This window comes from Arthrobacter pullicola (assembly GCF_014836875.1).
Taxonomy (GTDB): domain Bacteria; phylum Actinomycetota; class Actinomycetes; order Actinomycetales; family Micrococcaceae; genus Arthrobacter_B; species Arthrobacter_B pullicola.
Genome location: NZ_JACSQC010000003.1, coordinates 533,332 through 554,188, shown reverse-complemented (window position 1 = coordinate 554,188; position 20,857 = coordinate 533,332). Strand labels below are relative to the sequence as shown.

The 20,857-nt window shown below is 66.9% G+C and carries 23 protein-coding genes, 5 tRNA genes and 1 riboswitch; of the genes, 16 read left to right on the top strand and 12 right to left on the bottom strand.

What is annotated here, in order from left to right:
* The 4 genes from H9638_RS08780 to H9638_RS08765 form a co-directional block, all read right to left on the bottom strand.
* A tRNA-Gly gene (locus tag H9638_RS08780) sits at nt 1-73 on the bottom strand.
* A gap of 46 nt (nt 74-119) precedes the next feature.
* Nucleotides 120-191 (bottom strand) — tRNA-Val (locus H9638_RS08775).
* A gap of 26 nt (nt 192-217) precedes the next feature.
* Nucleotides 218-291: transfer RNA gene (locus H9638_RS08770), tRNA-Cys, on the bottom strand.
* A gap of 38 nt (nt 292-329) precedes the next feature.
* Nucleotides 330-403, bottom strand: a tRNA-Gly gene (locus tag H9638_RS08765).
* A gap of 176 nt (nt 404-579) precedes the next feature.
* On the opposite strand from H9638_RS08765, the gene H9638_RS08760 reads away from it, so the two are divergent.
* The 6 genes from H9638_RS08760 to rpe all read left to right on the top strand — a co-directional run bounded on the left by H9638_RS08760 (nt 580) and on the right by rpe (nt 5,483).
* Nucleotides 580-651 (top strand) — tRNA-Val (locus H9638_RS08760).
* Nucleotides 652-732: 81 nt separating this feature from the next.
* Entirely contained in the window at nt 733-1,635 is a 903-nt protein-coding gene (locus H9638_RS08755) for a PD-(D/E)XK nuclease family protein (RefSeq protein WP_191746799.1), read from the top strand.
* A gap of 88 nt (nt 1,636-1,723) precedes the next feature.
* Nucleotides 1,724-2,299, top strand: coding sequence for a peptide deformylase (gene def, locus H9638_RS08750; protein ID WP_066298347.1), 576 nt, complete (start codon nt 1,724-1,726; stop codon nt 2,297-2,299).
* A gap of 11 nt (nt 2,300-2,310) precedes the next feature.
* Nucleotides 2,311-3,240, top strand: a complete 930-nt coding sequence (fmt, locus tag H9638_RS08745) for a methionyl-tRNA formyltransferase (protein ID WP_191746856.1) — start codon at nt 2,311-2,313, stop codon at nt 3,238-3,240.
* Nucleotides 3,237-4,799 (top strand): RsmB/NOP family class I SAM-dependent RNA methyltransferase, encoded by a 1,563-nt coding sequence (locus H9638_RS08740; protein ID WP_191746798.1) that lies wholly within the window; start codon nt 3,237-3,239, stop codon nt 4,797-4,799. Before fmt ends, H9638_RS08740 begins: the two co-directional genes overlap by 4 nt.
* Before the next feature lie 15 nt (nt 4,800-4,814).
* Nucleotides 4,815-5,483: a ribulose-phosphate 3-epimerase gene (gene rpe, locus H9638_RS08735; RefSeq protein WP_191746797.1), complete on the top strand. Its 669-nt coding sequence runs from the start codon at nt 4,815-4,817 to the stop codon at nt 5,481-5,483.
* Nucleotides 5,484-5,498: 15 nt separating this feature from the next.
* Here the strand turns inward: rpe and H9638_RS08730 are convergent, their stop codons facing one another.
* A complete protein-coding gene (locus tag H9638_RS08730; RefSeq protein WP_191746796.1) occupies nt 5,499-6,323 on the bottom strand; it encodes an SMP-30/gluconolactonase/LRE family protein in 825 nt (274 codons plus the stop codon).
* A 135-nt stretch (nt 6,324-6,458) separates the two neighbouring features.
* On the opposite strand from H9638_RS08730, the gene H9638_RS08725 reads away from it, so the two are divergent.
* From H9638_RS08725 to H9638_RS08685, 9 genes are all read left to right on the top strand, one after another.
* Nucleotides 6,459-8,051 (top strand): ABC-F family ATP-binding cassette domain-containing protein, encoded by a 1,593-nt coding sequence (locus H9638_RS08725; RefSeq protein ID WP_191746795.1) that lies wholly within the window; start codon nt 6,459-6,461, stop codon nt 8,049-8,051.
* A gap of 22 nt (nt 8,052-8,073) precedes the next feature.
* Nucleotides 8,074-8,219: riboswitch (FMN riboswitch) on the top strand.
* Between the two features lie 103 nt (nt 8,220-8,322).
* Nucleotides 8,323-9,006, top strand: a complete 684-nt coding sequence (gene pnuC, locus H9638_RS08720; RefSeq protein WP_191746794.1) for a nicotinamide riboside transporter PnuC — start codon at nt 8,323-8,325, stop codon at nt 9,004-9,006.
* Nucleotides 9,007-9,008: 2 nt separating this feature from the next.
* Entirely contained in the window at nt 9,009-10,082 is a 1,074-nt protein-coding gene (gene ribD / locus H9638_RS08715; RefSeq protein WP_191746793.1) for a bifunctional diaminohydroxyphosphoribosylaminopyrimidine deaminase/5-amino-6-(5-phosphoribosylamino)uracil reductase RibD, read from the top strand.
* A gap of 1 nt (nt 10,083) precedes the next feature.
* Nucleotides 10,084-10,734, top strand: a complete 651-nt coding sequence (locus H9638_RS08710; protein WP_191746792.1) for a riboflavin synthase — start codon at nt 10,084-10,086, stop codon at nt 10,732-10,734.
* Nucleotides 10,731-11,372 carry a 3,4-dihydroxy-2-butanone-4-phosphate synthase gene (ribB, locus tag H9638_RS08705; protein ID WP_191746791.1) on the top strand — a complete coding sequence of 214 codons (642 nt, stop codon included), beginning with the start codon at nt 10,731-10,733 and terminating at the stop codon, nt 11,370-11,372. Before H9638_RS08710 ends, ribB begins: the two co-directional genes overlap by 4 nt.
* Nucleotides 11,369-12,016 (top strand): GTP cyclohydrolase II, encoded by a 648-nt coding sequence (gene ribA / locus H9638_RS08700; protein ID WP_191746790.1) that lies wholly within the window; start codon nt 11,369-11,371, stop codon nt 12,014-12,016. The genes ribB and ribA overlap by 4 nt, the downstream gene beginning before the upstream one ends.
* Before the next feature lie 53 nt (nt 12,017-12,069).
* Nucleotides 12,070-12,552, top strand: a complete 483-nt coding sequence (ribH, locus tag H9638_RS08695; protein WP_191746789.1) for a 6,7-dimethyl-8-ribityllumazine synthase — start codon at nt 12,070-12,072, stop codon at nt 12,550-12,552.
* Complete coding sequence (locus H9638_RS08690) at nt 12,549-13,055, top strand: hypothetical protein (protein ID WP_191746788.1); 507 nt, start codon at nt 12,549-12,551, stop codon at nt 13,053-13,055. The genes ribH and H9638_RS08690 overlap by 4 nt, the downstream gene beginning before the upstream one ends.
* 25 nt (nt 13,056-13,080) lie before the next feature.
* Nucleotides 13,081-13,491: a DUF1801 domain-containing protein gene (locus H9638_RS08685; RefSeq protein WP_191746787.1), complete on the top strand. Its 411-nt coding sequence runs from the start codon at nt 13,081-13,083 to the stop codon at nt 13,489-13,491.
* Nucleotides 13,492-13,497: 6 nt separating this feature from the next.
* Here H9638_RS08685 and H9638_RS08680 read toward each other — a convergent pair whose 3' ends face one another.
* The 4 genes from H9638_RS08680 to H9638_RS08665 form a co-directional block, all read right to left on the bottom strand.
* A complete protein-coding gene (locus tag H9638_RS08680) occupies nt 13,498-14,862 on the bottom strand; it encodes an MFS transporter (protein WP_191746786.1) in 1,365 nt (454 codons plus the stop codon).
* Between the two features lie 99 nt (nt 14,863-14,961).
* On the bottom strand, nt 14,962-16,188 hold the full coding sequence (locus H9638_RS08675; RefSeq protein ID WP_191746785.1) for an amidohydrolase family protein: 1,227 nt from the start codon (nt 16,186-16,188) through the stop codon (nt 14,962-14,964).
* 98 nt (nt 16,189-16,286) lie between these two features.
* Nucleotides 16,287-17,450 (bottom strand): RNA polymerase sigma factor, encoded by a 1,164-nt coding sequence (locus H9638_RS08670; RefSeq protein WP_191746784.1) that lies wholly within the window; start codon nt 17,448-17,450, stop codon nt 16,287-16,289.
* A gap of 7 nt (nt 17,451-17,457) precedes the next feature.
* A complete protein-coding gene (locus H9638_RS08665; RefSeq protein ID WP_066298292.1) occupies nt 17,458-17,865 on the bottom strand; it encodes a YciI family protein in 408 nt (135 codons plus the stop codon).
* Nucleotides 17,866-18,151: 286 nt separating this feature from the next.
* Here H9638_RS08665 and H9638_RS08660 point away from each other — a divergent pair, with 286 nt between their 5' ends.
* Nucleotides 18,152-19,168 carry a hypothetical protein gene (locus H9638_RS08660; RefSeq protein WP_191746783.1) on the top strand — a complete coding sequence of 339 codons (1,017 nt, stop codon included), beginning with the start codon at nt 18,152-18,154 and terminating at the stop codon, nt 19,166-19,168.
* A 97-nt stretch (nt 19,169-19,265) separates the two neighbouring features.
* Here the strand turns inward: H9638_RS08660 and H9638_RS17165 are convergent, their stop codons facing one another.
* The 3 genes from H9638_RS17165 to H9638_RS17155 are packed head-to-tail and all read right to left on the bottom strand — an operon-like array spanning nt 19,266 to nt 20,118.
* Nucleotides 19,266-19,481: a hypothetical protein gene (locus tag H9638_RS17165; protein WP_404799647.1), complete on the bottom strand. Its 216-nt coding sequence runs from the start codon at nt 19,479-19,481 to the stop codon at nt 19,266-19,268.
* A gap of 26 nt (nt 19,482-19,507) precedes the next feature.
* Nucleotides 19,508-19,861: an amidohydrolase family protein gene (locus H9638_RS17160; RefSeq protein ID WP_404799646.1), complete on the bottom strand. Its 354-nt coding sequence runs from the start codon at nt 19,859-19,861 to the stop codon at nt 19,508-19,510.
* A gap of 50 nt (nt 19,862-19,911) precedes the next feature.
* On the bottom strand, nt 19,912-20,118 hold the full coding sequence (locus H9638_RS17155) for a hypothetical protein (RefSeq protein WP_404799645.1): 207 nt from the start codon (nt 20,116-20,118) through the stop codon (nt 19,912-19,914).
* Nucleotides 20,119-20,857: the final 739 nt, after the last annotated feature.

The following is a 20,857-nucleotide window of genomic DNA, read 5'->3' as shown; positions in this document are numbered from 1 at the left end:
GCGGACGACGGGATTCGAACCCGCGACATCCACCTTGGCAAGGTGGTGCTCTAGCCAGCTGAGCTACGTCCGCAAATGAACATTCCACACTCTGTTAGTACACAAAGTATGAAACTTCGTGCGCGATACTGGGATCGAACCAGTGACCTCTTCCGTGTCAGGGAAGCGCGCTACCGCTGCGCCAATCGCGCCCATAAATGGGTCATGCATGTAACCGTGGAGGTGGGGACGGGATTCGAACCCGCGTATACGGCTTTGCAGGCCGCTGCCTCGCCTCTCGGCCACCCCACCGTGACCGGCTTGTGAAGGCCAGCTTACAGTGACTTGCGAGCGGACGACGGGATTCGAACCCGCGACATCCACCTTGGCAAGGTGGTGCTCTAGCCAGCTGAGCTACGTCCGCATGTTGGTGTTTCTGCGGCGAACTCCCGCTTTCCAACGAAGAAAAACTCTATAGGACGTTTCGAGGTTCGTCCAATCGGGACCATTTCACGCCGGGTGCCTAATCCGGTTTTGATCAGGCCCGATTGTGGGCTAGCATCTTTAGACGTTGCAGCAGTTTGAACGCAACTCCCGCAAGGGCGATTGGCGCAGTGGTAGCGCGCTTCGTTCACACCGAAGAGGTCACTGGTTCGAACCCAGTATCGCCCACAGAATCACCCTCAACAGGCACCGGATACCCTCCGGTGCCTGTTTTGCTTAAACGTCACCGCCGGGTGACAGACTGGGTTTATGACTGATCCAGCCCTGGCACACGCAACCGAGTTCGGACGCATGTATTCGCGCTCCCTGACCGAACCTCCGGCGGTTCCCTCCATTACGACCGTCATCGCGCAGGGAAGTACCTCGCTGGCCGGCTGGCACAGCTACATGGCGGCCAGCGCCGTCGTAAAGCACCCGGCACTTCCGGGAGCCCTGGGTAACGCCGGGCAGCTGCGTTCCATCGTGAAGGAAGCCTCCCGCGCCTCGGAGGTTTACCGGGACCAGGCCGCCGAGCGCGGAACACGCGTGCACTACTACTGCGAGCAGGTGGCGCTGCGTGCCCTGGACCAGCCCCACCAGCTGGCCGAGGCCCGGGCTGTCCTGGCAGAACACGGTGAGCACCAGTTCGCCGACCGCTTCGATGAGTGGTGGCAGCTGTACCAGGTCCAGCCCGTCGCCGCGGAGATCACCGTCTGGAACCACGATCTGGGCTACGCCGGAACCCTGGACCTGGTGGCAAAGATCGGCGGCAGGCTCTGCCTCATCGACTACAAGACCAAGAACACGGACCGCGACGGCCAGGTCAAGCAGCTTGATGACAAGGTGGTTATGCAGCTGGTTGCCGGCATGAAAGCGGAGGAATCACTGGTCGACGCCGGCCGCGGGGAATGGGAACCGTGGCAGTACGGCCAGGACCCGCTGCTGCTGGGAGTCGCCGTCGGCCAGACCGAGGTGCGTCCCATGCGGGCCAACCCGGCGGTGCTCCCGCAGCACTGGTACAAATTCTGTGCCCTGCGCCGGGTCTGGCAGACCAGCCACGATGCCCTCGCTGCCGGCCAGGCCCTGCTGCCGATCGCCCCGCCGCCGGTCCAGCATCCCGTCCAGCCAGTCGGTGCCCACACCGCCGCAGCAGGGCAGCCTGCGTCCAACTAGACTGGTAAGCGGGCACTCCGCCCCGTTTGCACAGCGCATTACACTGCGCACGGCGCAGCACATCGCGACAGTAAGGAACACATTCCAGATGGCAATCCTGACGATTCGGATCATCGGCGACCCCGTTCTGCGGACCCGTGCCGAGGAAGTGACGGAGTTCGGTCCGGAACTCGCCAAGTTAGTTGCTGACATGGAAGAGACCATGGAGGACGTTGAAGGTGCGGGCCTGGCAGCACCCCAGGTCGGCGTGAGCCTGCGCGTCTTCACCTATCGGATCGACGGCCAGGCCGGACACATCGTGAACCCGGTCCTGGAGCTGAGCGAAGACCTGCAGGAGGACGAGGTGGAAGGCTGCCTCTCCATTCCCGGCATCGGATACCCCGTTCCGCGCTACCGCTGGACCCGCGTCACCGGCCAGGACAAAAACGGCAACCCCGTCAGCATTGAGGGCGAAGGTATGCTCGCGCGCTGCTTCCAGCACGAGACCGACCACCTTGACGGGGTTCTGTACATTGACCGGCTCGAAGGGGAGAACCGCAAGGCTGCCCTCCGCGCCATCCGCATGGCCGACTACGACTCGATCGCCGAGCGCACCGCCGCCCAGCGCGCCCAGACGGTCGGCTCCAGTTTCGGAACCTTCGGTACCCCCAGCGCGGGAGCCTGACCGCCGTGGCGATGCGCGTACTCTTCGCGGGCACACCAGCCGTTGCGGTGCCTTCGCTTAATGCCCTCCTCGACGCCGGGTTCGACGTCGTTGGCGCCCTCACACGCCCGGACGCACCGCTGGGGCGCAAACGCGTTCTGACGCCGTCGCCCGTCGCGGCCCGCGCAGCGGAACTCGGGCTTCCGGTGATCAAGGCGGACAAGATTGACGACGACGCCGTGGCCGCCATCGCGGCCCTGGCACCGGACGCCGCTGCCATCGTCGCGTACGGCGCCCTGATCCCCGAACGCGCACTAACCATTCCTAGGCACGGGTGGATCAACCTGCACTTTTCGCTGCTGCCGGCCTGGCGCGGGGCGGCACCGGTGCAGCACTCGGTCATCGCCGGCGATGAAATCACCGGCGCCAGCACATTCCTGCTGGAAAAGGGCCTGGACACCGGTCCCGTCTTCGGGCAGCTGACCGAAACAGTGGATCCGGGACTGACCAGCGGTGAACTGCTGGAACGGCTGTCGCACAGCGGAGCCGTCCTGCTGGCCCAGACCCTGGCCGCGATCGACGCCGGCCGGGCCGTACCCGTGCCGCAGTCCGGCGATGTGACCCTGGCACCCAAACTGACGATTGAGGACGGCCGGATGGACTGGAAGCAGCCCGCCCTGGCGATCCGGCGCCGGATTAACGGCGTGACCCCGGAACCCGGAGCCTGGACCACCTGGGACGGCGCCCGGTTCAAGATCGGCGCGGCAACCCCGCGGCCCGATGTGACGGACCTGGCCCCCGGTCAGGTGCGGCTCGGCTCGGGCGCCGGAGCGTCGGCGCTGGTCGGCACCGGAAGCACTGCGCTGGAACTGCAGCTGGTCCAGCCTGCCGGAAAAAAGATGATGCCCGGCCCCGATTGGGCCCGGGGACTAGGCCAGCGTGAGGACGTGGTTTTTGAATGAGCACCCCCAATAACGGTTCCCCGGGGGAGCGCCGCCGCAGTTCCGGCAGCAACACCGGCGGCAGCAACAGCAGTAATTCCAGCGCTGGGCGAAACGCCAAGGGTCGTGAGCGGAACCGTCCGCGGACCCGCAGCCGCACCGAGGCAGCGCCGTCACAGCGGACCCGCGCCGCGGATCCGGCCCGCCTGGTGGCGTTCGAAGTTCTCCGTGCCGTGTCCGGTGAGGACGCGTACGCCAACCTGGTGCTGCCCAAGAGCATCCGCAAGCACCGGCTGGACAAGCGCGACGCGGGGTTCGCCACCGAACTGGCCTACGGAGCCCTGCGCGGCCAGGGAACCTATGACGCGATCCTGGCCCGCTGTGTTGACCGGCCGCTGGAGCAGCTGGACCCGGCCGTCCTGGACGCGCTGCGGATCGGCGTGCACCAGCTCGTCGCCATGCGTGTTCCCGCGCACGCGGCCCTGGACCAGACGGTGGGCCTGGCCCGCGCGGTGATCGGCGCCGGCCCGTCAGCACTGATCAACGCCGTGCTGCGCAAGGTTGCTGCCCGAGACCTGTCCGAGTGGACCGCGCTCCTGACTGAGGGAGAGCCGGACGCGGTCAAGCGCTCTGCGATCGAATACAGCCACCCTGAGTGGATCGTCCGCGCCCTGCGCCAGTCCCTGGTCGCCCACGGCCGGAACGTAGAGGAAATCACCGACCTGCTCCGGGCCGATAACGACGCCCCCGTGGTCAACCTCGTCGCCCTGCCCGGACTGGGGGACCTCGAGGAGGCCCGGTCCGCCGGCGCCGTGGACGGTGAACTCGTTGAAGACTCAGCCCTGTTCTCCGCCGGCGACGTTGGCCGCCTGGATTCCGTGCGCGCCGGCACTACCCGCGTGCAGGACGCCGGTTCCCAGCTGGTGGCCCGTGCCCTGGCTGAACTGGCGCTGGACGGTGTCTCCGTGGACGAGGACGGTGTGGAGAAGTGGCTGGACATGTGTGCCGGCCCCGGCGGCAAAGCCGCGCTCCTGGCCGCCCTGGCGCACCAGAAGGGCGCCGTGCTGCTGGCCAACGAACCCGCACCGCACCGCGCGCAGCTGGTCCGCCAGGCACTGGACGCCGTGCCGGGGGAGACCTGGAACGTCCGCACCGGAGACGGCCGCACCGTGGCCGAGGACTACCCGGAAACCTTCGACCGGATCCTGGTGGACGCGCCCTGCACCGGCCTCGGAGCGCTGCGCCGCCGCCCGGAATCGCGCTGGCGCCGCAAACCGACCGACGTCGGCGAACTCGGGATCCTGCAGCGCGAACTGCTCACCACCGCCGTCGATGCAGTGAAGCCCGGAGGCGTGGTTGCCTACGTGACCTGCTCACCGCACCCGGCGGAGACCACCGCCGTCGTGGCGGATGTGCTGCGCAAGCGGAACGACCTGGAACTGCTCGACGCCGGCGCTGCCCTCGACGCCGTGAGCCTGACCGGTTCCCTTGGCGCCGGACATGAGTCCACCGCCCAGCTGTGGCCGCACATACACCAGACCGACGCCATGTTCCTCGCCCTCATTCGCCGCAAGATCTGATTTAGGAGCTTCCCTTTGACCCAGTGCTGCATCAACCCGAGCATCCTGTCAGCCGACTTTGTGAACCTCGAAGCCGAACTTGAGCGGATCAGCGGCGCGGACGCCGTCCATGTGGACGTGATGGATAACCACTTCGTCCCGAACCTGACGATCGGACTTCCGGTGGTGCAGCGGATCCAGGAGGTCAGCAAGCTCCCGCTGGACGCGCACCTGATGATTTCCGACGCCGACCGCTGGGCTCCGGCCTATGCAGAGTTGGGTCTGGCATCCGTCACGTTCCACGTGGAGGCAGCCGCCGCGCCGATCCGCCTGGCACGGGAACTGCGGGACCGCGGCGCGAAGGCCGGCATGGCGCTGAAGCCGGCAACCCCGGTGGAACCGTACCTGGACATGCTTTCCGAGCTGGACATGCTGCTGATCATGACGGTGGAGCCCGGCTTCGGCGGGCAGAAGTTCCTGGACGTGACACTGCCCAAGATCCGCCGGGCGGCCGAAGCAGTGCGCGGCTCGGACCTGCAGCTGGCCATTCAGGTGGACGGCGGCATCGCTCCGGACACCATTGAGCGCGCGGCGGAGGCCGGCGCCAACGTTTTCGTGGCCGGGTCCGCCGTCTACGGCACTCCCGATCCGAACGAGGCGATCGCGAAGCTGCGGGCCCAGGCCAGCGCGGTGGCAGGGAACTAGTTCACTACCCCCGCTTCACGGTTTAACCCGCATGACCTGGACCCGGCCGGTCTTTTCGGAGGCCGGGTCCAGGACCTGGGGCCACTGCGCGGTCATCATAAACAGCAGGCCTCCGTCGAGGCCGCCGGCTGCACAGGAAAAGCAGCCCTGGTCCAGCTGCACCGTATCCAGGACCGTCCCGCCCTGCGCCACCCGGACGCAGCGTTCGCCAGGCACGTCGGCAAACCAGATTCCGCCGCTGCCGTCCCAGCTGATCCCGTCCGGGGCACTGCCCTCCAGCGCGGCCCAGCTTCCTGCGGGATCCAGGCCGCCGTCCGCCCGGATGGCAAAAGAGGCCAGGCGTCCGGCGTTGGACTCGGCGACCACCAGCGTGCCTCCGTCTGCGGAGACGAGCATCCCGTTGGGAAAGGACAGCCCATCGGCCACCTTCTCGACGGAGCCGTCGGGCCGGACCAGTGCAATGACACCGGTTTCCTGGGGCTCGCCGGCATAGTCATAGCCGATGCCGTTGACGTAGATGTTTCCGGCGGGATGAACGGCAATCTCGTTCCAGGGGTGTTCGGAAATGCTGCGGAGATCGGCCAGCGGCACCAGCCCCGCGTGCGGTACCTCCACCAGCACCGCGGCGTCGCTCCCGGAGACCACGGCCATCCGCCCGTCCGGAAGCCAGTCAAAAGTGATGGGGAAGGAGGGCACACCGGCCACACGCCGGACGTTCCCGTCGCCGTCGAGCGCGGAGATGGTTCCGGCGATCCAGTCGGCGTAGAAGAATTCCCCGCCGTGCCAGCGGGCCGATTCCCCCATGCCGAGGCCGCTGACCAGCGTTGTCGCTTCACCCATCGGGGGGACTCCTTTGTGCAGGAAACGGTGTGTGTTGTGCAGAACAGTATGCGGCGGGCAGGGCCACAGGGAACAGGGGATGCCGCTGGCACCGGTAGGATGAGTGGCTGGCTTCCACCCCCGAGAGGACCCCGAATGAGCCTGATCAGGCTGCAGGACGTCAACGTTGGTTTCGAGAAGACGCAGATCCTGCGCGAGGCGTTCTTCCGCCTGGAACCCAAGGACCGGGTGGGGCTGATTGGAAAGAACGGTTCGGGAAAGTCCACCCTGCTGAAGCTCATCCTGGAGCAGGTGGAACCGGATTCCGGAACTGTCACCGTGGAGCAGGGCGTGAAGATCGGCTACTTCTCCCAGTTCTCCGAACTCAACGGCGAATCCACCATTACAGAGGTCCTGGACGCCCTGTTCGTGGAGATCAAGGCCGTCGAAGCGGAGCTCGCCTCCATCGATGAGACCCTCGGCGCTGACCCGGAGCCCAAGGTCATGGACCGGCTGATCCGCCGCCAGGCGGAACTTTTTGAGGAGATGGACCGGCTGAACGGCTGGGACTACCCCCGCCGCATCGATGCCGCCCTCACCACCCTCGGCTTCAGCGAGGCACACCGCACCTGCCCCATTGATGCCCTTTCCGGCGGCTGGCGCAACCGCGCTGCCCTGGCCAAGATTCTGCTCCAGGCCCCGGACGTGCTGCTGCTGGATGAGCCCACCAACTACCTCGACGTCGCGGGTGTGGAGTGGCTGGAAGGCTGGTTCCGCGACTTCCGCGGTGCCGCCGTCGTCGTCTCCCACGACCGGAAGTTCCTGGATGCTGTGGTGACCCGCATTATCGAGGTCGAGAACTACCACCTGCATGAGTACGCCGGGAACTTCGCCGAGTACGTGGTCCAGAAGCAGTTCCGGCTCAAGGCACTGCAGTCCCAGTTTGTTCACGAGTCCGAGCTGCTGGCCTTCGAAGCAGAGGGCATCTCCGACCGGCGCGAGGCCGCCAAAGCCGGCGGCGGCGCCCTGGGCAACCGGCTGGCGAAGATCAAGAAGGCCCGCGCACCGCGCCCGGTGGATCAGATCATTACGGAAATTTACGGCGGCCTGCACGTCAAGGACAACCTGTGCCGGGTGGAGTCCCTGGAGAAGTCCTATGGGGACAGGACGCTCTTCAGCGGGCTGAGCTTCGAGATCCGGCGCGGGGACCGGCTGGTAGTGCTCGGAGCCAACGGCAGCGGTAAAACCACGCTGCTGCGGGTCCTCACCGGCGAGGAGACGCCCGACGCCGGCAGGGTCGCCTGGGCCAACGGCGCGAAGATGGTTTCCTACAACCAGGTGCTGGCGGAGCTCGACGACGCCGACACCGTCACCCACGCGGTGAACGCCATGCCGGACAGCCTGGCGCTGACCGCAACCAAGAAATCCGTGAACCGGTTCCTGACCATGTTCCAGTTCTCCGAGGCGGATCTCAAACAGAAAATCGGTAACCTTTCCGGGGGTCAGAAGGCCCGCGTCGCAATGGCGCAGTGCCTGCTCTCCGGCGCGTCGGTACTGCTCCTGGACGAACCGACCAACCACTTGGACCTCTCCAGCACCCAGGTGATGGAACGCGCCCTGCTGCACTTCCCGGGCGCCGTGGTGGTGGTCAGCCATGACCGGTTCTTCACCGAAAAGATCGCCAACCGGCAGCTGGTGTTCGGGGCCAGCGGTTCCGCCCCCGGCGAGATTGACCTCCGCGTGGCCTGACCTGTGCAAGAATGTCGTTAACAAACGTGCTCCGGGGTCGGTGTAATTCCGAACCGGCGGTTATAGTCCGCGACCCGCACGTCCAGCCGGAACCCCCGGCGGGACGGACGGTTGAACTGGTGAAATTCCGGTACCGACAGTTAAAGTCTGGATGGGAGAAGCACGTACAGTTTGTTGGACCGACGCTCGGCGTACCCATCTGGGTGCCCTGATCCGTTGATGCACCGCACTGTCGTACCCCCGGAGCCGCCGCTACGGGATAAGGAACGACATGGATTTTTTGCGGTGGCTCTTTGACGCGCAGATCCCGGTAGGGAACTCCTCCCTGCTGCTGCGCGAACTGCTTGGCAACATTTTCGGGCTGCTCAGCGCCCTCGGCGGTATGCGCCGCAAAGTCTGGGCCTGGCCGGTGGGCATCATCGGCAACGCCCTCCTGCTGACAGTTTTCCTCGGCTCGATCTTCGGCGACGCGGACACCGCGAACCTGCTGGGCCAGGCCGGACGGCAGATCATGTTCATTGCCGTCTCCATCTACGGCTGGCGCCGCTGGCAGACCAGCAAGAACTCCGGAGCCGACGCCGTCACCCCGCAGTGGGCGTCCGGCCGGACCCGGATCCTTCTGGTGGCGGTTCTGATTCTCGGAACCGCTGCCCTGACGCCGGTCTTCGCAATGCTGGGCTCCTATGAGCCGGTGTGGGCCGATGCCTGGACCTTCGTCGGGTCGCTGCTGGCAACGTATGGCATGGCCAAGGGGTGGGTGGAGTTCTGGCTGATCTGGGTGGCCGTAGACATTGTTGGTGTGCCGCTGCTGTTCAGCGCCGGCTACTACGCGACGGCGTTTATGTACCTGTTCTATGGAGGCTTTACCCTGGTGGGCTTCTTCGTCTGGTGGCGGGCCAAGGCCCATGAAAAGCCGCAGGTCCAGGTGGACATGCCGGACCCGACGGTGCGGTAGCCATGGCCTTCAACGCAGCAGAGAAAACCGCTATGGGCCAGGCCCTCGAACTGGCCCGCCGGGGAGTGCGCGGTGCGAATCCGCTGGTGGGAGCAGTGATCCTGAACAACGACGGCGCGGTGCTGGCCACCGGCTGGCACCGCGGGGCGGGGACAGCCCACGCCGAAGCTGACGCGTTGGCGACCGCCGCTGCGGCCGGAATCGACGTGCGGGGGACCACCATGGTGGTCACGCTGGAACCGTGCAGCCACACCGGGCGGACCGGTCCGTGTTCGCAGGCCATCATCGGTTCCGGGATCGGCCGGGTGGTGTACGCCGCCGCGGACACAACCAGCGACGCCGCCGGGGGAGCAGCTGCCCTGGCGGCCGCGGGAGTGGAAACAGAGGGCGGGCTGATGGCCGGGGAATCCAGGGAACTGAACCACCGCTGGTCCGCCGCCGTCCGCGAAAACCGGCCCTTCGTCACGGTCAAGACCGCACAGTCCCTGGACGGACACACCGCAGCTGCGGACGGAACCAGCCAATGGATTACCTCACCGGAGGCACGGGAAGATGCGCAGGAGCTGCGGGCCCGGTGCGACGCGATCGTCGCCGGAACCGGCACAGTGCAGGCAGATAATCCGCGGCTGACAGTCCGCGGCCGGCCCGGAGCGGAGGACGCCGCGGAGCCGCTGTCCCAGCCCCTGAGGGTGGTCATGGGAACCACGGAAGTTCCCGCCAGCGCCGCTGTCCGGGGAACCGACGGCCGGTTCCTGCAGATCCATACCCATGATCCCGCCGTCGTACTGTCCGGGCTGCATGCCCGCGGCGTGCGGCACGTGCTGGTGGAAGGCGGAGCCACCGTGGCCAGCGCGTTCCTGCGTGCCGGACTGGCGGATGAGCTGGTGGTCTACACCGCGCCGAAGCTGCTGGGGGCGGGCACACCGTCCTTCTTCGGACTGGGCGTAAGCACCCTAACGGAGGCCCAGGCCTGGCGGTTCGATGCTGCCGGCGGCGCCTTCCGCCTCACCGGCCCTGACCTGCGGCTCCAGCTGGAACCGACCCCTGAGAACAACGAACCAACGATAGGACACTGACGTGTTTACCGGCATTGTCGCTGAACAGGGCAGCGTAATTTCCCTGACACCCCACCCCTCCGGCGCCGGCAAGGTCCTGGTGATCGAGGCACCGGCCAGCTCGGCAGGCCTGGAGCTGGGCGGGTCGATAGCGGTCAACGGCGTCTGCCTCACCGCCACAGCGGTCGATGGCGAACAGATCTCGTTGGACGTCATTGGCGAAACCCTGGACCGGACCACCACCGGGTCGCTGGCCCCGGGCCAAAAGGTCAATCTGGAACGCTGTGTACCCGCCGGGGGACGCCTGGACGGGCATGTGGTGCAGGGACATGTCGACGGCGTGGGGCACCTGGTGGAGCGCGAGCACCTCGGCAGCTGGGACCGGCTCCGGTTCGGAGTGCCGCAGCCACTGGCGCGGTATATCGCCGAGAAGGGGTCCATTGCGGTCGACGGCGTGTCGCTCACCGTCACGGCGGTCAGTGAACCGGCAGATCCGTCACCGTGGTTCGAGGTGGGTCTGATCCCCACGACGCTGGCCGAAACCGGGCTCGGTGCACTGGATCCCGGCGGCCGGGTGAACCTGGAAGTCGATGTGCTGGCGAAGTACGCCGAGCGGCTCCTGGCCTTCGCCGCCGTTCCCGCATCAGCCGTCGCAGCGGGCGGGGCAGCATGAGCATCCGCCTGGATTCGATCGCCGCCGCAGTGGACGCCATCGCCGCGGGCCGCGCCGTCGTCGTCGTGGATGACGAGGACCGCGAAAACGAGGGCGACATCATCTTTGCCGCCCAGCACGCCACACCGGAGCTGATGGGCTTCACCGTCCGCTACACCTCCGGGGTTGTGTGTGTGCCGCTGCCGGGCAGTTATGCCGACCGGCTGAACCTGCCGCCAATGACCGCGGTCAACCAGGACGCCAAAGGCACGGCGTACACCGTCTCCTGCGACGCGGCGGCCGGTACCAGCACCGGGATCAGCGCTGCGGACCGGGCGCTGACCTCTCGGGTGCTGGCCGATCCTGCGTCCGTGGCCGCTGATTTGAACCGGCCCGGGCACATCTTCCCGCTGCGGGCGCACGACGGCGGCGTCCGGGCCCGCCGCGGCCACACCGAAGCCGCCGTCGAGCTGGCCCGGCTGGCCGGCTGCACGCCCGTGGGTGTAATCGCCGAACTGGTGCACGACGACGGGACAATGATGCGGCTGCCGGCGCTCCGCGAGTTCGCCGACGCGCACGGCCTGGTGCTGGTATCCATCGAGGACCTGGCGGCGTGGCTGGAAGCCGCCGCGCCGGCAGCTGCCGGGGGTGTGCGGTGACTGCCCCGGGTGCCGCGGGCGTTGTTCCGGGGCCGGAGGTCCAGCTGCCGACGGCGTTCGGGGACTTTACTGCCCGGGTCTGGACCGATGCACGCACCGGTGCCGAACACTTGAGTGTGTCTGCGCCGGGCGCCGACCGCACGGCACCGGATCCGGCCCCGCCGCTGGTGAGGCTGCACTCCGAGTGCCTGACCGGTGATGTGTTTGCCTCCTACCGGTGTGACTGCGGGGAGCAGCTGGAGCAGGCCCTGGGACTGATCAGCCTGCATGGCGGAACCGTGCTCTATCTGCGCGGACACGAAGGCCGGGGGATCGGACTGGCGAACAAGCTCCGTGCCTACGCCCTGCAGGAAGCCGGCGCGGACACGGTGGAGGCCAACGAACAGCTTGGCCTGCCGGTCGACGCCCGCGACTACCAGGCGGCCGCGGAGATCCTGCTGCAGATGGGCCTGGACCGGATCCGGCTGCTCACCAACAACCCGGCCAAGCGCGAGAGGCTCGAGGCGTACGGAGTGCACGTTGACGCGATGGTGCCGTCCGAAGTGCCGGTCCGCGCCGAAAACGAACGCTATCTGCAGACCAAGCGGGACCGGATGAACCACCACCTCAACCTGCTGCGGGCCCATCCCGTTCAGCAGGGCTGACTTTCTCATCAAAACCTGGCCCTGGCCAACCAACGAACTGAAGGACACGAACCATGAGCGGACACGGCGCACCCGATAACGATGTCAGCAGCATCAAGGCGCAGGGCCTGGACTTTAAGGTGGCTATTGTCGCCGCCAGCTGGCACACCGAAGTAATGGACGGGCTGCTCGACGGCGCGCTGCGGGCAGCGTCGGATGCCGGCCTTGGCCCCAGCGTGGTCCGGGTGCCCGGCACGTTCGAGCTTTCCGTGGCTGCCGCGCGGCTGGCACCGCACTTTGACGCCGTCGTCGCCCTCGGCGTCGTCATCCGCGGCGGGACGCCGCACTTTGACTACGTCTGCTCCTCTGCGACCCAGGGGCTGACCGAGGTCAGCGTGCAGACCGGGACTCCGGTCGGCTTCGGCGTGCTGACCTGCGACACCGAGCAGCAGGCACTGGACCGTGCCGGGCTTGAGGGCTCGTCGGAGGACAAGGGCTACGAGGCGTTTGCGGCCGCCGTCAATACCGTGGCTGCGCTCCGCGGGGCCGGGGTTTGAGCGTTCCGTTGAACAAGAAATCACTTCTGGCGGACGGATTTACCGGGTTCCGCCCCATCGCTGACCTGGAGATCAACCGGATTCCGCAGCGGCCGGGGATTTTTGTGGTGCTGCGGCCCGCCGGGTTCGAGCCGGTGTTCCTCGCCGAAAGCACCGCCGGGACGTTCAAGCGGAAGAATCCCTCGGTGTCCCGTGCGGTGCTCGCCACCGAATGGGTGGAGGACGCGGACATCCTGTTTGTGGGCAAGGCCGGCCCCGGAAGCAAGGGCAACCGGGGCCTCCGCCGCCAGATTCAGGAGTATCTGGACTTCGGCCGGGGCAAGCCGCCGGGGCACTGGGACGGCCGGCTGATCTGGCAGCTCGCTGGCGCCCGGACGCTGCAGATGGCCTGGAAGGAGCTCCCTCCGGAGGAGCTCAACGCGGCCCAGGCGGCTTATCACGAGCGGTTCCGCCAGCTCCACGGCAGGCTGCCGTTCGCCAACCTTGTCCAGGCGCGCGCCTAGGTTCCCGGAGCGCTAGGCTCGGGGCATGGAAAAATCAGCGGCCGACGTCGGCACCTTCCTTGAAGCCATAGCTCCGGCCGTGCGCCGGCGGGATGCGGGCACGCTGCTCGAGATGATGACGCGGGTTACCGGGGAGTCACCCGTGATGTGGGGACCATCGATTATCGGCTTTGGCGCCTACCACTACAAATACGCCAGCGGCAGGGAGGGGGATGCCCCGGCGGCGGGGTTCTCACCGCGCAAGGCGGCGACGACGGTCTACCTCGCCGACGGAACAGAGGCCTATGCCGAGCAGTTGGAGCGGCTCGGCGCGCACACCACGGGAGTGGTCTGCCTGTATCTGAAGGATTTGTCGAAGGTGGATCTGGGCGTGCTGGAGGAGATTGTCCGGGATTCTTATGAGCGTTCCAGCCGTGAGGGATTTGGCATCCAGTGAACGGGCTTACTCGGCCGGTTTGGGTGTCCGGATTCCGATCAGGGCAATAAATCCGGCCCCGAAAAACAGCACGGCCGTTGCCAGTGCCGTCTGCTGGAATCCGGGGTAGTCCAGGGCGCCGGCGGAGATCGTGCCGATCAGGGCGACGGCGACGAGCCCGGCCACCCGGGCCACGGCGTTGTTGACGGCGGAACCAATGCCCGCCTCTTCCTCCCGCAGCGCACCCAGCACCGCGGCAGTCAGCGGTGCGACCATCACGGCCAGGCCAAAACTGAAGAGCAGCAGGCCGGGCAGCAGCTGGGTGAAGAAATTCAGCGGGGGACTCACCGTGAGCATCAGCAGGAACCCGGCCCCCATGATCATCGGACCCACCGTCATAAAGATCCGCGGCCCGTACTTGCCGGCCAGGTTGCCGAAGAACGTGGACAGCAGGAGCAGGGCGATCGGCACCGGAAGGGCCGTGAATCCCGCCTCCGTGGCGGAGAAGCCGCCGGCTTCCTGCACGAACACGGTGATGGCGAAGGACCCCAGGGAAATCGCACCGTACGCCGCCGCGGTCACCAGGTTGCCGTAGCGGAAGTTCCGCGCCCGGAAGAGGGAGAGCGGCATCATCGGCGCCCGGGTTCGCGCTTCGCGAAGGACGAACAGCACCAAGGCTGCGATTCCGAGGAGCAGGGGCACGACGACGGCGGGATGGCCCCAGCCCAGCCGCTCCTGCTCGATCAGCGCGTAGACCGGTCCGGCCAGGCCGATGACGGCGAGGAGGGCACCGGGAACGTCCAGCGCCGTCCTGCGCCGCGGACTGTCCTGCAGGCCGATCATCAGTAAAAGTGTGAGGGCCACGGGCAGGACATTGACCGCAAAAATCAGCCGCCAGCTCGCCCAGTCCACCAGGATCCCCCCGAGCAGCGGCCCGATGATTGCCGCTGTGCCGGTCCAGGCCGTCCACTGGCCGATGGCGCGGGCGCGCTCCCGGTCCTGGAACGCCGTCGTAATCATGGCCAGGGAACTGGGGACCAGCAGTGCCGCCGCCATGCCCTGAATGGCCCGGGCCAGGATGAGGACTTCCGGGGTCCAGGCCAGGGCACAGGCCAGCGAGGCAGCGCCAAACCCGAGAAGTCCCAGCCGCAGGATCAGCAGCCGGCCGTAGGAGTCTGAGAGCGAGCCGGCCAGCAGGATCAGCGCACCGAGCGTGAGCAGATATGCGTTCACCACCCACTGCTGGGTGACCAGCCCGCCGCCGAGTTCGGCGCTGATCGCGGGCAGGGCGACGGTGACGATGGTGCCGTCGAGGAACGCGACGAAGGACGCCAGGATGGCGACGACGAGCAGGCGGCCGCGTTGTGCGGATGGACTGGCTGGGGCGGGCATCGCGGGGGTCCTTCCGGAACCGGGAGTTGCCTACATGCTGGCACTGTCCACCCGGTGTTGGACAGGCAGGACGGAGACCGGAGCCTGTGGGGGCGCGGGCTAGACCAGTTCCAAACCGTCCGCCACCACCTGGCCGCTGTGAAGAACGGTTCTGCCCGGCAGCCGGTCCATGACTGCGGCCGTCACCGTGTCGCCTTCGACCAGCACCAGCTCGGCCGGGTCGCCGGCATTGAGCCCTGGACGGTCCGCCACCGATGCCAGTCTCGGGGCCTGGGGGTTCATGACGCTGGCCCCGCCGACGGTGGCCACGGCAACGCAGTGTTCGATGAGTTCGTCGGCGCGGAACCTGCTGGTGAAGGCCAGCTGCCAGGTGCGGTCCAGCATGTCCGCGTTGCCGTAGGGGGACCAGTAATCCCGCTGGCCGTCCTGGCCCAGTCCCACCCGGACCCTGGCCGCGGCGAGCTGCTGCAGCGGGAGCGGCTGCCCGGCAGGGGCGATGGTGGCCATGGAGATGTCCAGCGCCGCGAACTCGTCGATGAGTTCCTGCAGCTGGCCGGCGGGCAGGTCGGCCAGTCCGTAGCCGTGGGAAATAGTCACGAGTCCCTGCATGCCCAGAGCCTTGGTGCGCTCCAGGATCAGCTGGGCACTGAACAGCCCCAGCTGGTCGGGTTCATGCAGGTGGATGTCCACGGGAACGCCGTACTTCTCGGCGAGCCCAAAAACAATGTCCAGATGCTTTACCGGGTCCCGGTCCAGGGAGCACGGATCAATGCCGCCGACGACGTCGGCGCCCAGCTTCAGGGCCTCCTCCAGCACCTCGGCGCTGCCGCCTTCACGGAGCAGCCCCGCCTGCGGAAACGCGATGACCTCGACGTCGGCCCGGTTCCGGTGCGCTTCGCGGGCGGCGAGGACACCCTCGAACCGCTCCAGGCCGGCGTCGACGTCCACCTGCACGTAGGTCCGGACCCGGGTGGTGCCGCGTTCAATCATGGCCCCAAGGCAGGCCGTGGCCCGGTCGGCAACGGAAGCCTCGGCGTTGCGCCAGTTCTGCCTGTCATTCAGCATCATGCCCCACACCCCAGGGGCCCCCGTGTGCGGGCGGAACGGCAGACCGATCCGGTTGGAGTCCAGATGCACGTGCACGTCGGAGAAGGAGGGCAGCAGGATCCGGCCGTTGCCTTCGACGACGCCGGCGCCCGTTGGGGCTTGATCCGCGGCTGCGGTGTCCGCCCTGACGGGCTTGACTGACGCGATCACACCGTCCTCGAGTGTCACATCGGAGGCTGCTTCGCCCCAGGGGCGTACGTTGCGAAGAAAAACGGTCACTGGTTCAGTCCTGTCGCCGAAAAGTCAGAGCGTGCGCTGCATTCTCCCATCAAAGGGCTGCCTGATGCGAAAGGGCCGGCCCCCCGTAACCTCGACTCCTACGACGATGCCTCCCGGGTAGTCCGTTCGGCCGAATTCAGGCGCGCCGCCTGACGGATCAGATGCTCGCGTTCGGGGAGGTTCGGGGCGGCGACAGCGGCCCGGGCATAGAGCCGTGCGGCTTCTCCGGTGTCGCCGCTGCGTTCGCGGAGGTAGGCCAGGGCAGCGGTATAACGGGGGAGCGCAGGGTCCAAGGCACTCAGAGCAGCCAGCCCTGCCTGTGGACCGTCTGCCTCCCCCACGGCCACGGCGCGGTTCAGCTTCGCGACCGGACTCTTCGTCAGTGCAACCAGTTCGTCGTACCACTCAACAATCTGCGGCCAATCGGTTTCCCCGGCGCTGGGGGCATCAGCGTGCAGCGCGGCGATGGCAGCCTGCGCCTGGTATTCGCCCAGCCTTTGCCGGGCCAGTGCCCGCTGCAGTATCACCACCCCTTCGGAGATCAGGGCGGTGTCCCACAGGCTTCGGTCCTGCACCGCCAGCGGGACCAGCTGCCCGTCGTCGTTGATCCGAACCCGCCGGCGGGCGTGATGAAGCAGCATCAGGGCAAGGAGGCCCTGCACTTCTTCATGCCGCAGCCGGCCGGCCAGTTGGCGGGTCAGCCGGATCGCCTCGGCGGCAAGATCCACGTCGCCGGAGTACCCCTCATTGAAGACCAGGTACAGCACCCGGAGGACCGTGGACAGATCCCCCGGAGAATCCAACCGGACCCCGGATACCGTCCGTTTGGCCCGGCTGATGCGCTGCGCCATGGTGGATTCACTCACCAGATAGGCAGCGGCAATCTGCCGGGTTGTCAGGCCGCCGACGGCGCGCAGCGTCAGGGCGACCGCTGAGGAGGGCGTCAGGGAAGGATGGGCGCACAGGAAATAGAGCTGCAGCGTGTCATCCGTTTCGCCGGCGGTCCCGGGTGGAGGTTCGGCATCGGCCCTGAGCTCACGACGACGGCGGGAGGCATCGGCCCGCCCGGCGTCGAGGAACTTCCGCCAGGCCACAGTGACCAGCCAGCCCAGCTGATCCCGCGGCGGAGTGCTGGACCAGGTCCGGACGGCCTCGATCAGGGCTTCCTGGACGGCGTCCTCGGCCGCCGCGAAACCAGCTCCGCGGCGGACGAGCACGGCGATCACCTGCGGGGTGAGTGTGCGGACCTGGGTTTCCTCCACGGGCTGTTTACTCCGTGATGGTGATGGGGGAACCCATAAAGGGGCGCAGCTCGATCCATTCGCGCAGCGGCTTGCCGCCGGCGGCAGGGGCGGCCGAGAGGTCACCGGCCAGTTCGACGGCACGGTCATAACTGTCGACGTCGATCACCATCCAGCCGGCAATCAGGTCCTTGGTTTCCGCGAACGGGCCGTCGGTCACCGGGGGCCGCCCCTCGCCGTCGTACCGTACAAATGTCCCCTCAGGGGACACCGCCTGTCCGTCGATGTACTCACCGCTGGCCTGCAGCCGGTCGGCGAAGTCCTGCATGAACTGCATGTGGGCGGACACTTCCTCCGGTGTCCACTGATCCATCGGCACATCGTTCAGGGGTGCCGGCGCGCCGCGGTAGTGCTTGAGCAACAGATACTTAGCCATAACGCTCTCCTTGTGTGGTTCAACACTGGGTCTCCTGCAACACAGCCATTGTGGCCGCATTCACTTCTAAGACGCAGCCGTGTGCCGAATCTCGACATCGGGGCTCCGCCGGGCAGTCTTGCTACGCTAAGGCACCGACTGAGGGGAGCTGGGGGCATTGAAGCGGATGCGTTGGGGGCGGGCAGGGGTGGTGCGGGGCAGCACCTCAGCTGCGGCGGTCCTGCTGCTGATGTGCGTTTCGACCGGGTGCGGGCAGCAGTTCGGAAACCCTGCAGGACCCCGGCCCGTGGCCGAGCTGGCCGATGCCGTCGACTGCACCAGCATGGAGCACATTTTTGGATCAGAGGCCCAGCCGACGGCGCCGGCGGCAGCACCGCCGCCGATAGCCGGATCGGTGCCCGAGGGCTTTGTGCCGGTCGAAGTCATCCGCTGTGGTGCCGCGCTGGAAACCGTCGAGGATCAGGACGGGCTGTGGCGGGCGGTCACGCAGGAGCGTCTCACCGGAGACCTGGACGCCCTGGCCGCGGCCCTGGCGGAACCCAGCGACGGACCCGGGTGGAACCAGGTCTGCTCCGCCGACCTGGAACTGGTCCCCGATCTCTGGCTGCTGGCGGCAGACGGAAAGGCCATGCGCGCTGCCTGGCCCACGGACTCCTGCGGTAAAACCAAGCCCGGCGTGCACGGCGTCCTGGCAGAGATGGACGTGGTCGAGGTGAGCCAGCACAAGACGGCGTTGATCCAGTCCAGGGCAGCCCTGGACGCCGGCTGCCCCGAGGAATGGAGTTTTAGCACGTGGCCGGGAGTAACGGCCCTCGCACCAATCACGACTGACGTCGAGGATGCAGCTACGAGTGGCGGTGAGACCGTGCCTGGCTCACCGGGGCTCCTGCCCAGCGCTGACGACGTCGATTCCCTGCGGATCTGCCACTACCGGATGGCACCCGCGCCGAGCACACAGACAACACCGGACGCGTCGGCTGGACTTCCCGGCAGTCCGCAGCCGGAACAGCCCTTTGACCTTATTGAGAACGTTTCGGGAACCTTCTCCGGAGGAGGAAACCTCACGGGCCCGGCAAAGGATGCCGTTCTGCGGGCGGCCGCCGCTGAACCGTCAGCGGCGGAATGCGGCGAAACGGCGACCGGGTTCGTGACGCTCTGGCCTGTGGCCCTGGGGCAGGACGCTGGTGCGCCACTGACGCTCGAGCTCGACGCCTGCCGCCGGCTTGTCAGCGTAGACGGTTCTGCCCGGACCGTAGCGGAGGAGGTGACCGCCGCCGTCGTCACGGCACTAGGGGGTAGCTGAGACACCACGTTAGTTACACGTGAATAGGGCGAAGGCCTTAGATTTGGTGGTTTATTCACACACCTGAACCCAAAGAGGTCTTCATGCCCACCGAAGTTCACGTCTGGAGCTGGCCGAAAGATTGATCCTGACCCAGGGCGATATCTCCGGTCAGCCGGTAGCCCACATGGACGTAGTCGAAAACCACCATGGCGTGCCCGTGTGCGGTCGGCGACGGAGGACAGGAGTGCTCTTGACCCGGAACCGGCTGGTGAACGCCAGCTGCCAGGTCAGCCAGCCCGTAGCCGTGGGAAGTGGTTACGAGTCCCTGCATGCCCAGTGCCTTGGTGCGTTCCAGGATCAGCTGGGCATTGAACAGGCCCAGCTGACTGGCTCATGCAGGTGAATGTCCACGGGAACGCTGTACTTCTCGGCGAGCCCAAAAACGATGTCCAGGTGCCGCACCGGATCCCGGTCCAGGGAGCAGGGGTCGATGCCGCCTACGACGTCGGCGCCCAGCTTCAGGGCTTCCTCCAGCACCTCGGCGCTGCCCGCTTCACGGAGCAGCCCCGCCTGCGGAAACGCGATGACTTCGACGTCGGCCCGGTTCCGGTGCGCTTCGCGGGCCGCGAGGACACCTTCGAACCGTTCCAGGCCGGCGTCGACGTCCACCTGGGCATAGGTGCGGACCCGGGTGGTGCCGCGTTCAATCATTGCCCCGAGACAGGCCGTGGCCCGGTCGCGACGGAAGCCTCGGCAATGCGCTAGTTCCGCCGCTCGTTCAGCATCATGCCCCACACCCCAGGGGCTCCTGTGTGCGGGCGGAACGGCAGACCGATCCGTGTGGAGTCCAGGTGCACGGGGGCGTCGGAGAACGAGGGCAGCAGGATCCTGCCGTTGCCATCAACGACGGCGGCGCCTGCGGGCGCGGCGGTTCCAGCTGCCGAGGCGGGCTTAACGGCGGTAATCACGCCCTCTTCGAGTACGACATCGGAAGCTGCTTCGCCCCAGGGGGCGGACGTTGCGAAGAATAACCGTCAAGGTGCTGGTCCTGTCGTGGAAAAGTCGGAGCGTGCGAGTTCTCCCATTAAGGGGCCTGCCGGAATTGTCGGGCGCGCCGTCGCCGCCGGTTTCGGTTGGCGGTCCGGCGACGGCACTGCGGGGCCGCACTCGAGGGTCTTGGAATGCCGTTGAGCTAAAGCGTTTCTCTCCCATAGCCGTCCAACATGATTTCGCAATACTCCATCGGACTTTTGGACGACAAACGTCCACGCGCTATAGGCATACCTCGGTAGGCGGGCATCCAGCCACTGTTAGCTCCGTCCGGTGGGCAGCCATCACCTCATCGCGCATTAGGAAACCCACATGCGCTTCCCAGGCAATTTGTTGCGGAACAGGCTTGAATCCGCCCATTGCACTTGAGAGTGCCGGTTCCTGTGACGGTAGAAATTTGACTTGTCGAGCGTAAATCTTCGCGTCTACGCTATGGTCCAGGGTGCCGCTGATCGATGAGTCCAGATCGCATTGGGGACTGCGCAGAGGAGGTCCCAGCGCCAGTGCCCTGGTGCGATGAATTCGATCTAGCGTGCCCCGGTGCTGTCACAGATCCGAGCCCACGACTAATGTGGTGACCATCTTTTGGGAGGACAGGGAATGGAACTCAGTTCCGGGCCCCGCAACGGACCTGAAAGTGATGTGGCCACTAACGAC

Excerpts from the sequence above, each read along its gene's own strand:
- H9638_RS08755 (WP_191746799.1), top strand. The coding sequence starts at position 733 with ATGACTGATCCAGCCCTGGCACACGCAACCGAGTTCGGACGCATGTAT.
- def (WP_066298347.1), top strand. The coding sequence starts at position 1,724 with ATGGCAATCCTGACGATTCGGATCATCGGCGACCCCGTTCTGCGGACC.
- fmt (WP_191746856.1), top strand. The coding sequence starts at position 2,311 with ATGCGCGTACTCTTCGCGGGCACACCAGCCGTTGCGGTGCCTTCGCTT.
- H9638_RS08740 (WP_191746798.1), top strand. The coding sequence starts at position 3,237 with ATGAGCACCCCCAATAACGGTTCCCCGGGGGAGCGCCGCCGCAGTTCC.
- H9638_RS08730 (WP_191746796.1), bottom strand. The coding sequence starts at position 6,323 with ATGGGTGAAGCGACAACGCTGGTCAGCGGCCTCGGCATGGGGGAATCG.
- H9638_RS08725 (WP_191746795.1), top strand. The coding sequence starts at position 6,459 with ATGAGCCTGATCAGGCTGCAGGACGTCAACGTTGGTTTCGAGAAGACG.
- pnuC (WP_191746794.1), top strand. The coding sequence starts at position 8,323 with ATGGATTTTTTGCGGTGGCTCTTTGACGCGCAGATCCCGGTAGGGAAC.
- ribD (WP_191746793.1), top strand. The coding sequence starts at position 9,009 with ATGGCCTTCAACGCAGCAGAGAAAACCGCTATGGGCCAGGCCCTCGAA.
- ribB (WP_191746791.1), top strand. The coding sequence starts at position 10,731 with ATGAGCATCCGCCTGGATTCGATCGCCGCCGCAGTGGACGCCATCGCC.
- ribH (WP_191746789.1), top strand. The coding sequence starts at position 12,070 with ATGAGCGGACACGGCGCACCCGATAACGATGTCAGCAGCATCAAGGCG.
- H9638_RS08685 (WP_191746787.1), top strand. The coding sequence starts at position 13,081 with ATGGAAAAATCAGCGGCCGACGTCGGCACCTTCCTTGAAGCCATAGCT.
- H9638_RS08680 (WP_191746786.1), bottom strand. The coding sequence starts at position 14,862 with ATGCCCGCCCCAGCCAGTCCATCCGCACAACGCGGCCGCCTGCTCGTC.
- H9638_RS08665 (WP_066298292.1), bottom strand. The coding sequence starts at position 17,865 with ATGGCTAAGTATCTGTTGCTCAAGCACTACCGCGGCGCGCCGGCACCC.
- H9638_RS17165 (WP_404799647.1), bottom strand. The coding sequence starts at position 19,481 with ATGCAGGGACTCGTAACCACTTCCCACGGCTACGGGCTGGCTGACCTG.
- H9638_RS17160 (WP_404799646.1), bottom strand. The coding sequence starts at position 19,861 with ATGATTGAACGCGGCACCACCCGGGTCCGCACCTATGCCCAGGTGGAC.